General features: G+C 53.6%; 11 protein-coding genes. 4 read left to right on the forward strand and 7 right to left on the reverse strand.

What is annotated here, in order from left to right:
• Positions 1-22: 22 nt before the first annotated feature.
• Together ACFQ1T_RS12955 and ACFQ1T_RS12960 are read right to left on the reverse strand one after the other, a co-directional pair.
• Positions 23-2,608 (reverse strand): bifunctional diguanylate cyclase/phosphodiesterase, encoded by a 2,586-nt coding sequence (locus ACFQ1T_RS12955; RefSeq protein ID WP_379077447.1) that lies wholly within the window; start codon positions 2,606-2,608, stop codon positions 23-25.
• A 355-nt stretch (positions 2,609-2,963) separates the two neighbouring features.
• Positions 2,964-3,671: a hypothetical protein gene (locus ACFQ1T_RS12960; protein WP_313983758.1), complete on the reverse strand. Its 708-nt coding sequence runs from the start codon at positions 3,669-3,671 to the stop codon at positions 2,964-2,966.
• Between the two features lie 337 nt (positions 3,672-4,008).
• On the opposite strand from ACFQ1T_RS12960, the gene ACFQ1T_RS12965 reads away from it, so the two are divergent.
• From ACFQ1T_RS12965 to ACFQ1T_RS12980, 4 genes are all read left to right on the forward strand, one after another.
• Positions 4,009-6,207, forward strand: a complete 2,199-nt coding sequence (locus ACFQ1T_RS12965) for an OsmC domain/YcaO domain-containing protein (protein ID WP_379077450.1) — start codon at positions 4,009-4,011, stop codon at positions 6,205-6,207.
• A gap of 36 nt (positions 6,208-6,243) precedes the next feature.
• The gene (gene rlmF / locus ACFQ1T_RS12970; RefSeq protein WP_379077452.1) at positions 6,244-7,164 is read left to right on the forward strand and encodes a 23S rRNA (adenine(1618)-N(6))-methyltransferase RlmF; all 921 of its coding nucleotides are present in this window, start codon (positions 6,244-6,246) and stop codon (positions 7,162-7,164) included.
• 219 nt (positions 7,165-7,383) lie between these two features.
• Positions 7,384-8,868 (forward strand): DEAD/DEAH box helicase, encoded by a 1,485-nt coding sequence (locus tag ACFQ1T_RS12975; RefSeq protein WP_379077454.1) that lies wholly within the window; start codon positions 7,384-7,386, stop codon positions 8,866-8,868.
• Entirely contained in the window at positions 8,868-9,320 is a 453-nt protein-coding gene (locus tag ACFQ1T_RS12980) for a YaiI/YqxD family protein (protein WP_379077457.1), read from the forward strand. Before ACFQ1T_RS12975 ends, ACFQ1T_RS12980 begins: the two co-directional genes overlap by 1 nt.
• A gap of 10 nt (positions 9,321-9,330) precedes the next feature.
• On the opposite strand, the gene ACFQ1T_RS12985 is transcribed toward ACFQ1T_RS12980, so the two are convergent.
• The 5 genes from ACFQ1T_RS12985 to ACFQ1T_RS13005 form a co-directional block, all read right to left on the reverse strand.
• Positions 9,331-10,254 (reverse strand): matrixin family metalloprotease, encoded by a 924-nt coding sequence (locus tag ACFQ1T_RS12985; protein WP_379077460.1) that lies wholly within the window; start codon positions 10,252-10,254, stop codon positions 9,331-9,333.
• Between the two features lie 175 nt (positions 10,255-10,429).
• Positions 10,430-11,074: a nicotinate-nucleotide adenylyltransferase gene (gene nadD / locus ACFQ1T_RS12990; protein ID WP_379077463.1), complete on the reverse strand. Its 645-nt coding sequence runs from the start codon at positions 11,072-11,074 to the stop codon at positions 10,430-10,432.
• 66 nt (positions 11,075-11,140) lie between these two features.
• The gene (locus ACFQ1T_RS12995) at positions 11,141-12,397 is read right to left on the reverse strand and encodes a glutamate-5-semialdehyde dehydrogenase (protein WP_379077466.1); all 1,257 of its coding nucleotides are present in this window, start codon (positions 12,395-12,397) and stop codon (positions 11,141-11,143) included.
• Between the two features lie 23 nt (positions 12,398-12,420).
• Positions 12,421-13,464 (reverse strand): DNA polymerase III subunit delta, encoded by a 1,044-nt coding sequence (gene holA / locus ACFQ1T_RS13000; RefSeq protein WP_379077469.1) that lies wholly within the window; start codon positions 13,462-13,464, stop codon positions 12,421-12,423.
• A 2-nt stretch (positions 13,465-13,466) separates the two neighbouring features.
• Positions 13,467-13,982, reverse strand: a complete 516-nt coding sequence (locus ACFQ1T_RS13005; protein WP_275356968.1) for an LPS-assembly lipoprotein LptE — start codon at positions 13,980-13,982, stop codon at positions 13,467-13,469.
• Positions 13,983-13,988: the final 6 nt, after the last annotated feature.

Here is a 13,988-nt window from a genome sequence, read left to right on the forward strand (position 1 = left end):
GCTGCGCTATTAAGACTCTGGCTTAGGCCGTCATACCTATTCGAGCAAGTATCTCTGGTATGTGTTCTGCGGCGACCGGGCGGCTAAACAGATATCCCTGTATTTCGTCGCAATGACTGTCGGTGAGAAAAGCCAGTTGCTGCTCAGTCTCTACCCCTTCTGCAATCACAGTGAGTTGCAGGATGTGCCCAAGTTGGATGATCGCACGGACAATTTCTGCACTGTCCTGGTCTTTGTGAAGGTCTCGGATGAAGGATTTATCAATCTTGAGTTTGTCGACCGACAGGCGTTTAAGATAAGACAGGCTGGAGTAGCCAGTGCCAAAGTCATCAATGGCTAGTTTGACCCCGATGTGTTTTAGCGTGTGCAGGGTGCTGATGACGGATTCTGTGTCCTGGATCAGGATAGATTCAGTTAGCTCGAGCTCCAGGCATTGCGGGGGCAGGCCGAAATCATTTAGCGCAGAACTGATGGTTTCTACAATATTGCCATACCGAAACTGGTGTGAGGATAAGTTGACCGCCACCACCAGCTGGGTTTGCCCTTGCTGGTGCCATGCGGCCAGTTGCCGGCAGGCTTCCCGCAGCACCCACTGACCCATCTGGATAATCAGCCCACTTTGTTCTGCGATGGGAATGAACTCGCTTGGCGAGAGCATCTGCCCATCGGCGTTTTGCCAGCGGATTAAGGCTTCAATCCCACTGATGCGGCCATCAGATAGGCGTATTTGTGGCTGGTAGTGCAGTAAAAACTCATTGTTTTTAAGTGCTGTGTGCAGGTCTGTTTGAATACGCATGCGCTTTTGCGCGTCGGCATTCATCTGCGTGACAAAAAAGCGGTAGGTATTGCGGCCACAATCTTTTGCCAAGTATAAGGCGGCATCGGCGTTTTTGCGCAGGGTTTCAAAGTCTTTGCCATCGCTTGGGTAGAGGCTGATGCCGATACTGAAAGACGCATGTAGTGTATTACCGCTGACCTCAAACGGCTCTTGCATGGCGTTAAGAATTTGCTGTGCGGTTTGAGTCACGATATCGGACGCCTGGGCGTTATTGATCAGCAGCACAAATTCGTCACCGCCTTCGCGGCTGAGCATGCAAGCCTCTGACAGCATACGTTCGAGGCGCCTGACCACCTCTTTTAGCAGCGCATCGCCTATGGCATGACCAAAGCTGTCGTTAATCTCTTTGAAGTTATCCATATCAAGAAACAGCATGGCGAGGCCGTATTCGCGCTTGTTAGCTTGATGGATAAACTGTTCAAAACGCTTGCGCAGTAACAGGCGGTTAGGGAGGCCGGTCAGTGGGTCATGGTGCGCCAGATATTCCAGTTTTGTTTCTGCGTCCCGATGTTCGGCACGGATACGCAGGGACTGAATGCCAAACGCCAGGTCATTGGCGAGTTCATCGAGCAGGGTGACTTCTTCAGCAGAAAATGCATAGGTGCGGGAGGCGTAGATTGTGATCACGCCTATGGTCTGTTTTGCCACTTTGAGTGGCAAGGCGATGCATGAAAGCAGGCCTTCCTGACTGGCGAGGTCGCCCAAATTACTCAAGCGGGCTGCATTGGGGTAGTCCTGGATAATCTCTACACGCTCGGATTGAAAGGCTTTCACGGCCAGGCTGATTTCCGGGGTTTGCTGCTCAAGCGCAATCGTTTTGGTCAGCTTTTGACCGGCCATTGCGGCAATACGCAGCGGTTGGTAGGTGCCATAGTTGGGATAACCCACCCAGGCCAGCGGATAGCCTCCGGATTCGATCACCAACTGGCAAATGTCGTTGAGCAGGTGCTGTTCGTTTTCTGCATGAATGAGCATCTGGTTACAGCTACTCAACAAACGCAGTGAACGATTGAGTGTCAGCATTGCTTTTTCGGACTGCTTTTGTTGGGTGATATCACGCAAGATGCAAAGCACCCCCGAGACCTCGCCGATGGCATCTTTTTCCTGAACAAGACGAAGCTCTATGACGCGGTCATGCGGCCAGTGGCTCTCAATGGTGCAAGCGGTTTCTTGCTCTAGGGTTTGCAAAATCGCATGGTGAATTTTTTTGCGTTCTGCTGGGGTGGCAATCAGATCAGATTCAAGCAGGGTCTTACCCAGCAGCGAGGATTCCTCTATGCCAAACAATGCTGTGAAAGAAGGGCTGACGTAGCTGTATCTGGCATGCTGGTCAAAGCGGGTAATATGGTCGGGATGGTTTTCAATCAGTGCGCGTAAACGCTTTTCACTTAATTTGAGTGCCGTGATGTCATGGGCAATCGCAAGGGCGCCTACTACGTTGTTATCACTATCCAGCTCGGGGACGGCATGAATTCTGAGGACCTTGGTGTGGACATTTGGACCATCAGGCAGCCGATCTAGAAAAAAATCAAACTCGATATCCGTGCCTGTTTCTATGACGCCGCGGATTTTTTCTTGGTAGTGTTGTAAAGCGACGGAGGAGGGTCTGAGCGAGCTGGGTGTTTTGCCTTGAAGATCTTTAGCAGGTTCACCAATCAGTTTTATTGCGGCTGGATTGAGATAAGTGCGCTTGCAATCTCTATCATAATGGATGACAGGTTCATGCAAATAATCAGTCAGCATGATGAATTTTCTGTCATCAGCAGCCATGGTTGTAACCCCTGAAAAATGTAGTTTTATTCGTTAAAGAATAGCACACAAACTTAATTGTTTTGACTTCACTTTACGAGACGCGAGTGCTGACCGTTTTACGGGTCTGCACACTTGCTTCAAGCATCTGGACTCAGTGTTTAAATGAAAAAACGATGTGCTCAGTATCAATTCATTGTCAATAAAAGCCCAACACCACTGATATATTAGCCAAAGCCATTTCTGAAATAATTACAAGTCAGAGTGTGATGGCGCTTATTTAACGATATCCGCTAGTTTGATGTTTTTGGGATGGATGAAACGCCATATGAAAAAGGGGCGCGAATTGCGCCCCTTAATAACTATCTTGCTTAAACTATGCTTTACGACGGCGTACAAATGCCCCGATCAATGGCAAACCTGCGGCAAACATCCAGGCAGCGGCAGGCGCTGGGACTGGCGATACAGCGGCATTGCGCACTAACCAGCTACCTACATCACTCTGCGCAGTCTGAATAGGCCATGCGCCACGAATAACGCTTGTTGCAGCTGTATACATTGTAAATGATGGCCCAAAGCTTTGCACTTCAGTGTAGATTCTTGCCTCTGTCGTTTGATAGTTGCCAGTCCCTGGGTTGTAGTCAAAAGGTGTTTGAATCGCAATGCCCCTTGTCCATAAACTGCTTCTAAAGAATTCGTTGGTATTACTGGTTGCACCTACGAGCGAAATCAAACTATTAACCTTGGTTGCATCTGAAGATGAGCTTGAGTAAGTAAAATTAAGACCGGCGTTTGTAAATAATGTGGCCACTTCATCGCCGGTTGCATAACGAAACCCACTATAAAGCCCGCCTGCACCAAATTGTGTAGAAACATAATTAAATGACTGATTAATACTCACTGAGACATCCAGCCACTCCAGATTGCTTGATGTGTCACGCGTGATCGCGCCATCGCCTGCAACTTTCCAGTCTGCTTGAGTGATTGCTGCATTGGCTTGGCTGGAGGCTGCGAACATCGCGGCGGCGATCATTACAGCACCTGAAAGGCGTCTGCTAATTTTTTTTAAGTTTGCCAATTTCATTTCTTTTCCCTGTTAATTAATGTTCAATAACTTTAACCCTTCAGGAATGCCCCCGCTATAGCCCCTTTGGGCGTCTCACAGTCGCACTTTGCGCACTGGCAAGTATTACGGTTTTATCGATATTGGTTGCTCTGGAGCCATTATCTGACTAGGGCATCAGCAGTGGTCAGGTTTGCGCTTGAGGGGGATCAGTCTTTAGAGCAATAGCTACATTGCTCATGTGTCATCCATTTTAAAAAGCTCAATTAATCAGCAGCTTGCCATTTATCCTTAGGTGGTAAAGTCGTTGTGAGGGATAATAACGCCCTTAGCATTTTGCCGCATTTGGAAGCCCCCCATGGAAGTTAAAGTCAATTTTCTCGATAAGCTCCGCCTTGAAGCCAAGTTTGATGACTTCACGGTGATTGCCGACCAGCCTATCCGCTACAAGGGCGATGGCTCGGCGCCTGGGCCATTTGATTACTTTTTGGCTTCATCGGCACTGTGCGCGGCGTATTTTGTGAAGTTGTATTGCAGCACCCGCAATATTCCGACTGAAAACATCCGCTTGTCGCATAACAATATTGTCGACCCGGAAGACCGTTACAAGCAGATTTTCAAGATACAGATTGAGTTGCCTGCCGATATCTCTGAAAAAGACCGCATTGGCATTTTGCGCTCGATTGACCGCTGCACGGTGAAAAAAGTGGTGCAGACCGGGCCTGAGTTTGTGATTGAAGAAGTGGCAAGCCTGGATGCCGATGCGCAGGCCTTGCTGACGGTGAACCCGGCGGCGGAGACGCAGACGTATATCACCGGCAAGGATTTACCGCTGGAGCAAACCATTGCCAATATGACGGGCTTGCTGGCGAGCCTGGGCATCAAGATTGAGATCGCTTCCTGGCGCAATATTGTGCCTAACGTGTGGTCGCTGCATATCCGCGATGCGCATTCGCCCATGTGCTTTACCAACGGCAAAGGCGCGACCAAGGAAAGTGCGCTGGCCTCGGCGCTGGGTGAGTATATTGAGCGGCTGAGTAACAACCATTTTTATGCCGGGTCTTATTGGGGCGAAGACATTGCCAATGCCGACTTTGTGCATTACCCGAACGAGCGCTGGTTTAAGCCGGGGCGCAAAGATGCGTTGCCGAAAGAGATTCTGGATGACTACACGCGGGCCATTTACAACCCGGATGGCGAGTTGCGTGGCTCGCATTTAATTGATACCAACTCTGGCAATCGTGAGCGCGGCATTTGCGCGCTGCCGTTTGTGCGGCAGTCAGATGGCGAGGTGGTGTATTTCCCGTCTAACCTGATTGAAAACCTGTACGCCAGCAATGGCATGAGCGCAGGCAATACGCTGGCCGAGGCGCAGGTGCAATGTTTATCTGAGATTTTTGAGCGGGCGGTGAAGCGCGAGATTATTGAAAGTGAAATGGCGTTGCCGGATGTGCCGCCAGCGGTGCTGGCCAAGTATCCCGGCATTGTGGCGGGCATTGAGGGACTGGAGGCGCAGGGTTTTCCGGTGCTGGTGAAAGATGCGTCGTTGGGCGGGCAATATCCGGTGATGTGTGTGACGCTGATGAACCCGCGCACCGGTGGCGTGTTTGCCTCATTTGGGGCACACCCAAAACTGGAAGTCGCGCTAGAGCGCAGCCTGACCGAGTTGCTGCAAGGCCGCAGTTTTGAAGGCCTCAACGACTTGCCGCAGCCGACCTTTGTCAGCGAGGCGGTGACCGAGCCGAATAACTTTGTTGAGCATTTTATTGACTCTAGCGGTGTGGTGTCGTGGCGCTTTTTCAGTGCCAAATCGGACTACGAGTTTGTCGAGTGGGACTTTTCTGGCAAGGGCGACAATGCCAACGCTGAAGAAGCCGCGACCTTATTCGGCATTTTGGCCGAGATGGGCAAAGAGGCGTATGTGGCGGTGTATGACCAGCTTGGCGCGACGGCATGCCGCATCTTGGTGCCTGATTATTCTGAGGTGTATCCGGTGGAAGACCTGGTGTGGGATAACACCAATAAAGCGTTGTTGTTCCGCGAAGATATCCTGAACCTGCATCAACTGGACGATGACCGCCTGCAGGCCTTGCTGGAGCGGCTGGAGAATAACGAGCTGGATGACTACAGCGATATTGCGACCTTGATCGGCATCCAGTTTGACGAGAACACGGTATGGGGCCAGCTCACGGTGCTGGAGCTTAAGCTACTCATCAACCTGGCTTTGCAGCAGTTTGAGGAGGCGCAGGATCTGGTGGGGGCGTTTTTGCAGTACAACGACAACACCCTGGAACGCGGTTTGTTTTACCAGGCCCTGAATGCAGTGCTCGAAGTGACGCTTGATGACGAGCTGCACCTGGCCGATTACGAGCTAAATTTCCGCCGCATGTTTGGCGACGCGCGCATGGATGCGGTGCTGGGCGCTGTCGATGGCAGTGTGCGCTTTTATGGCCTGACGCCGACCAATCTGCAGCTGGATGGGCTGGACAGACACCATAGACTGCTGGATAGCTACCGTAAATTGCATGCCGCACGCGCCAAGGCAGCGGCTGCTTAGGCGCGCTGACCAAGTGCAATTGGCGAATACTTAGGCATGAAGCCCGTCAGTTCTTCATCTGCATTGCATCCACGCAATCTGCACCGCGAGGGCTATGACTTTGCGCTGCTGGTGCAGGCGCATCCGGCCCTGGCGCCCTATGTGCGCCCGAATGCCTATGGCGATGACTCGATAGACTTTGCTCATCCGCAGGCAGTGAAAACCTTAAACCAGGCCTTGCTCAAGCAGTATTATGGTGTGGCGGTGTGGGATATTCCCAAGCATTACTTATGTCCGCCTATTCCTGGCCGGGCCGATTATGTGCATTACCTAGCGGATTTATTGGCCGAGTCTGGTCATGCGCAATCTGTGCGTTTGCTCGATATCGGCACCGGTGCCAATCTGGTCTATCCGCTGATTGCGGCCCAGGCTTATGGCTGGCAATGCCTGGGCGTGGATATTGACGCCAAGGCCTTGCGCAATGCGCAGCAATTGATTGAAGCCAATGGCTTGCAGTCAAAGATCAGTGTGCGTCAGCAGCCAAATGCGGCGGCGATTTTTAAAGGTGTGATCTTGCCGGGCGAGCAATGGACGCTGACCATGTGTAACCCGCCTTTTCATGCCTCGGCGGCTGAGGCACAGGCGGGCACACAGCGTAAATGGCGCGGGCTGGGCAAGCGGCCGCCGCAGGCACTGAATTTTGGCGGGCAAGCCAATGAATTGGTATATGAAGGCGGCGAGGCGGCCTTTTTGACCACCATGATTCATGAGAGCAGGTATTTTGCCCAACAGTGCGTATGGTTTACCACGCTGGTCTCTAAAGCCAGCAACCTGCCGCTGGTGATGCGTGAACTCAAAAAAGCGCGGGCAGTGAGGGTAAAAATGGTGGAGATGGCGCAAGGCCAGAAGCAAAGCCGCTTTGTGGCGTGGACGTTTCAGACGATCACCATGCAAAAAAGTCCGTCATCCGTGGCTTGATTGGATGCAGACATTTTTAAATACAGTGTTTGCGTAAATAGCGGGTATAATGTAAACACCCTGTGAACTACCAATCCTCACAGCGGCCTTGTCATAAATCATCGATATAATCCTCGTTCGTCCAGATTGGTGTTGCTGCGGCAACAGACCAACGCCCAATAATTTGTTGCATGTCTGTCGTTTGTGATGGGCGATGCACACTATTAAAGTTGAATAACCTTGTCACAAGAAAATACCCCTGCAAACACGACGTTTGCTGATTTGAATTTGTGCGCGCCTGTGTTGCGCGCGATTGCCGATGCCGGCTATACCTCACCGACGCCGATTCAGGCGCAGGCGATTCCTTATGTATTGCGCGGTGGCGATTTACTGGCCGGTGCGCAAACCGGGACAGGCAAAACCGCTGGCTTTACCTTGCCGATTTTGCATCGCTTGTCTGAAACCCCGTTAAAACAAACTGCCGCAGGCAAGCCGCGTTGCCTGATTCTGTCGCCAACGCGCGAGCTGGCAGCACAGATCGGCGAGTCAGTGACCACTTACGGTAAATATCTGCCGCTGAAAAGCATGGTGGTGTTTGGCGGGGTGGGCATTAACCCACAAATCAGCCGCTTGAAAAAACCACTCGATATCATGGTAGCGACGCCGGGTCGCTTGCTCGACCTGACCAACCAGAAGGCGCTGGATTTGTCTGGCATTGAAATTCTGGTGCTGGATGAAGCCGACCGCATGCTGGATATGGGCTTTATTCACGACATTAAAAAAGTGCTGGCCTTGCTGCCCAAGCAGCGGCAAAACCTGCTGTTCTCGGCGACGTTTTCCGATGAAATCAAACAGCTGGCAGATAATCTGCTGAATAACCCGGACCTGGTGGAAGTGGCGCGTCGGAACACCTCAAACGCGCTGATTGAGCAAAGCGTGCATATGGTGCCGCAGTCGCACAAGCGTGAGATGGTGAGCTTTTTGATCAAGCAACATCAGTGGGAGCAAGTGCTGGTGTTTACACGCACCAAACATGGCGCGAACCGGCTGGCGGAGAAGCTGGTAAAAGACGGCATCCCGGCGATGGCGATTCATGGCAACAAGAGTCAGAATGCCCGCACGGCGGCGCTGGCCGAGTTTAAAGCCGGGGGGATCACCGCGCTGGTGGCGACCGATATTGCTGCACGTGGCCTGGATATTGACCAGCTGCCGCAAGTGGTGAATTTTGAGCTGCCTAACGTGCCCGAAGACTATGTGCATCGCATCGGCCGGACTGGCCGTGCTGGTGCTACTGGGGCGGCGGTGTCGCTGGTGGATAGGGAAGAACTCAAATTGTTGAAAGACATTGAGAAGCTGATCAAGCGTGAGATCCCCAAGCTGCCAGTAGAGGGCTTTGTCGCCCCCGAAAAAAACAGTGAAGAGCCGGATCGGCCATCACGGACTCAGCCACGCAGTCAACGGCCTGCGCCTAAATCGGGCCAGGCGCCACGTGACGCATCGCGTAGTCAGAAACCAGGCCAACCCAGACAACATCAGCCTAAACCAGGCCAACCCAACGCTGCCCCAAGCAACCCGCGCAACGCTGGACAACACGCTGGCCAGAAAAAACCGGCGAATGCATCTGGACATCCTGCTGGCCAGCAAAAATCCGCGCGCCAGCCTGGGGGCCACAAACCACAAGGCGGCGCGTTATTTAGCGCCAGACCGGTGCCGAAAGCCGGTTAATGCGGATTTGGGTGGATGCCGATGCCTGCCCGGGCGTGATCAAGGACATCCTGTTTCGGGCGGCTGAGCGTAGTCAGGTCATGACCACCTTTGTCGCCAACAAAGTTCTCTATGTGCCGCCCTCAGCCTATTTGCGCGCCTTGCAAGTCGCCAAGGGGTTTGATGTGGCAGATAACGAGATCGTGGCGATGCTGGAAGCGGGCGATTTGGTGATTACGGCAGATATCCCGCTTGCCGCGCAGGTGATTGAAAAACAAGCGCATGCGTTGAATCCACGCGGGGAGTTTTATTCGGCAGAGAATATCCGCGAGCGACTGGCTATGCGCGACTTTATGGAATCACTGCGCGCCAGCGGGGTGGAAACGCAGGGCCCCAATGCCATGCAGGCGTCTGACCGCCACGCGTTCGCGCGGCAACTGGATCAGTTTTTGGCGCGCAAACGCATGGACTAGGCTAGCCTTGCTAAGCGTATGCGTTGATTACCGTTTGACGTCTGCTGCCAAGGTTCCGTCTGTATAGCAGGCCAAGCAACAGGCCGCCCGCCAACAGATTCAGGCTGATGCTGGATTCAGGCACCGGTGTTACGACCGACCAACCGATGGCCGCCATGCCTGCATAATCCAGATCGGTAAAATATTTGCGTGTGCCAGGGGTAATGTCTGGGTCCATTACCGTCTCCTGCGGTGTTCCGCCAACCGTGCTCATGGTGCCGGGCGCCCAGTGCGCCAGGTCATTGCTGAGGGCGACGGTCCCGGTTTCGCTACTGTTAAAATTGCTGCCGTTGACCTGTGCTTCAAACGAGGGGGCCAGGCCAAAGCCAAGCACATGGGCAATTTCGTGTACGGCCACCGTGTAAAAATCAAATTGGGTATTGGTCAAACCTGCCTGATCCTGGCCAAAATACCATGAGGTTGAACTGTTGAAGCTGATCATGCCACCCCAGGTGGCAAAGTCAGTGGCACTGTTACCCGTGGTGTTAGTCTGGCCACGGTCGACGGCGTTGGCGCAAAAACTGCCTAGCCCACTGCATGAATAGCCGCCGGACCCGCCTGCACCAATGGTGAAGCCACCAAGATTATCGCTACCCACATATATTTTGATCACATTTGCTGCCACACTCAGATTGGAGAGCGTTTGCGTCTGGTTAATATCCGAGGGGTCAAGAATCAGACCCTGGAAGTTGTTGAGGCCGCCTGAATTAATGGCGCTCAGTGAGTCGGTAATGCGGGTTTCAAACACCGAGGCAGCCGCATTGAGGGTTTGAATGTTGGTGCTGTTAAAGAAGCCGCTGGTATCGTAACTAAAGTCAAATTGGATATCAATATTGGCAAATGCGGACGGGGACGCCACGAGCAGGGCAGTGAGAGACCAGGGTAACAATTTCATCGCAGACGTATCCTCTTGATAAGTAATTTAGAGTTGTTTTAACCGCAGTATAGCGATTTTATGTCTGCTGTTGAGCATACTGCCGTGTCTGGGCTAAAAATAGCCATGATGCTGCCTGCGTTTAGGGCAAAATGCGACAGCATGCCACCCGATGGGGACCGCAAGGGGCTTAAGCCTACAGATATAGATGGTGCTGCTGGATATACTGGAGCACAGACACAGGCAACTGGTCTGATAAATTCTGGCCTGGATGCGCCAGTGCTGCACGGATGCCGGTCGAGGAAATCGCTGGTGGGCTCTCGGGCAAATAACCGATGAAGCCATGTGTGGCGGCTGCACACTGGCTGGCAAAGGCCTCGATAGCCACGAACTTTTCCGTGTGTTCTGCATGTAACACAAGCCTGGATGCCAAGTCTGCACGGTGCACAACCAACAGATGGCAATACTCCAGCAGCTCCTGCCAGCGGTGCCAGGTCGGCAATTGCTGGTAGCTATCCTGGCCCATGAGCAGACAGAGGGATTGCTCGGGGAAACGCTGGCGGAGCAGGTGTAACGTCTCTATGGTGTAAGAGGGGCCCTGGCGATCCAGTTCACAGCTGTCGAGCACGTATTGCGGATGCGCCTGAATGGCAAGCTTGACCATGGCAGCACGGTGTTGCGCCGTAACCGCTGGGGCAGTCTTGTGCGGGGGCAAGGCAGCTGGCACAAAGCGGATTTGCGTACAGTGCAGCGTGTCCAGCACGGTCTGTGCGAGCGCCAGATGCCCGTTGTGAATGGGGTTAAAGGTGCCGCCGAATATGCCTATGCATTCCATCTTCATGACTCTTTGGGTAGATTATGGCGTTGCGCATCCAGCATTGCACAAGCCAAACGGCTGCCAGCGTGATTAAGCGCGGACGTGGCCGTCACCCAAAACGACATATTTGAGGGAGGTTAAGCCTTCCAGACCGACCGGGCCACGCGCATGCAGTTTGTCGGTAGAAATACCGATTTCAGCACCAAAGCCATATTCAAAGCCATCGGCAAAGCGGGTAGAGGCATTGACCATGACGCTGCTGGAGTCCACTTCACGCAAAAACTGGCGTGCCTTGGTGTAGTTTTCGGTCACAATCGCCTCGGTGTGCTGGCTGGAATACTGGTTGATATGCGCAATCGCTTCATCCACGCCACTGACCACCTTGCAAGAGATAATCGCGGCCAGATATTCGGTGTAATAGTCTTCTTCAGTCGCCGCCTTTGCCTGTGGCACGATGGCACGCGTTTCGTCGCAACCACGGATTTCCACGCCTTTGCCTAGCAGCATCTCGGCCAGTTGAGGCAGGGCCGTGTTGGCGATGCTGCGTGCGACCAGCAGTGACTCTGCCGTGTTGCAGGTGCCCAGACGCTGGGTTTTGGCGTTTTCGAGGATACGCACGGCTTTGACCAGGTCAGCTTCGTCATCGACATACACATGGCAGTTGCCATCCAGGTGTTTGATCACAGGGATGCGGGCATCGTTGCTGATGCGCTCGATCAGGCCTTTGCCGCCGCGTGGCACGATCACATCCACATATTGTTTCATGGTGATGAGTTCACCGACGGCAGCGCGGTCAGTGGTCTCGACCACGAGCACGGCCGCTTGTGGCAAGCCTGCTTGTTGCAGGCCCTGGTGCACGAGCTTGGCCAGCGCCTGGTTGCAATGGATGGCCTCGGAGCCGCCGCGTAGAATGCAGGCGTTGCCGGATTTGATACACAAACCCGCCGCATCGACCGTCACATTAGGACGGGCCTCGTAAATAATGCCGATCACGCCCAGCGGTACGCGCATCTGGCCAATCTGGATGCCGGAAGGACGGTATTTGAAATTGCTCATTTCGCCAATTGGGTCTGGCAAGCTGGCAATTTGTTCCAAGCCTTCTGCCATGGTTGCCACTGATTTCTCGGTTAATGTCAGGCGGTCCAGCATGGCGGCTTCCATGCCATTGGCTTGGGCGGCTTGCAGGTCTTGCTGGTTGGCGGCGAGCAGGGCTTTTTCGTGCTGACGGATCAGGGCGGCAATATTGCGCAGCGCCTGGTTCTTGGTGTTGGTGTCAGCTTTTGCCATCAAGCGGGAGGCGGCGCGTGCCTGCTCCCCCAGTTGTTTCATATAGTGTTGAATGTCCATAATCGCTATTCTAACTGAAAACCTTAACGAGACCTGCCTGCCGCAGCTCTGGCCGTCTTGTTGGCTGCCATGCGCGCAATGCCTGTACATAGCCTTGACAGCTCCAGCCAGGCATCGCCATCGCCCACGCCTTTTGCCATGCGGTCTATGTCAGACAGTTTTTGCAAAGCAGCTTCGATATGTTTTTGCGGTAAAAATTCCAGCGCGCGCCTGACTAATTGCTGGCGGTCACCAAATAGCCTGGCTTGACTCAGCGCGGCTTGCATGGCGATGCCTTGTTGCATGGCCAGCCTGACTTGCAACAATGGGCGGAACAGCCAAATCAGCGGATTCATGACCGCCACGGCGGTTTCGCCTTCTTCGCGCAGGCCTTCCAGCATGCGCATCACGCGTTGCGGGTCGCCTTGCAACATGGCTTCCCCCAGTTGCGAGACGTCAAAGCGGGCCACATTAAGCACGCATTGGCGGATGGCGTCTTCACTGAGCGGGCCGGGTGGGTAGAGCAAGCCCAGTTTTTGGATTTCCTGATGGGCGGCCAGCAGATTGCCTTCGACCTGCTCGGCAATAAAGCGACGCGAGGCTTCATCTGCAGTTTGCTGTTGCATGGCCAGTCGCTGCGCAATCCACTCAGGCAGTTGTGCCAGCGGCACCTGGTTCAGTACCAGCAGCACCCCATGTTGCGACAGGGCTTCGTACCAGGCGCTGCTGGTCATGTCACGGTCTGGGGCGGGCAGGGTGAGGATGATGGTGGTATCAGCCGCAGGCTGTTCTGCCAGTTGCTGCAAGGCTTTGGCCCCTTCCACGCCGGGCTTGCCGGTGGGGAGGTTGATTTCAAGAATCCGTTGCTCGGCAAACAGCGAAAAACTCTGCAGAAACTGGCTGACTTGTCCCCAGTTGAAGTAGCGCTCCACTGTAAAACTGGCACGCTCTTGCGCGCCATGTTGTCGTGCGGCGAGGCGGATCTGGTCTATGGCCTCGGTGATGGAGAGGGGCTCATCGCCCGCCAGCACGAACAAATGCTGTTTGGGAGGCAAATATTGCGTAAGTTGCGCCGCCTGAATGCGCATGGCTATTCGGCTTTTTTAAGGGCAGACAGTCGTCGCATGATGCCGTTGAGCACGTCTAACTGCATGCTGTCACTGAGCATTTTTTGCTCGGCCTGCTTGGCCAGCAAGTTGGCGTCGTTATAGGTATAGTCACGACGGCCTTCCATGATCAACGGCAGTGCCCAAGTTGGCTCACCGGTGACTTTGGTACGGTATTGCACGCGGTAGTACAGCTCGTATTCTCGCACCACCCCGGTCCCGCTCAGAGACAGAATACGCTGTTCGTTTTCTTCTTTGAGCAGTTCCAGCTGTAGTTCAGCTTCTTCTGCGTCGGTCACAACCTTGACACCCTGTTCTACCAAGGCCTTTTTGAGCGCAATGTTGATTTGCGTAGAGCCCTTGATGAAAATGGTTTTAAAGGCAATCGGTGACGGTTGGCGCAGGTGAAACCCGCAAGCAGACAAGAGCGCCGTCAGCACGGCGATGCTGCACCACAGGGTGATCGCGTGAATCCAGCGGGTAGGGGTTGTCTGCTGCACAATGCG

The sequence above is a fragment of the Methylophilus glucosoxydans genome, from assembly GCF_042676145.1.
Lineage (GTDB): Bacteria > Pseudomonadota > Gammaproteobacteria > Burkholderiales > Methylophilaceae > Methylophilus > Methylophilus glucosoxydans.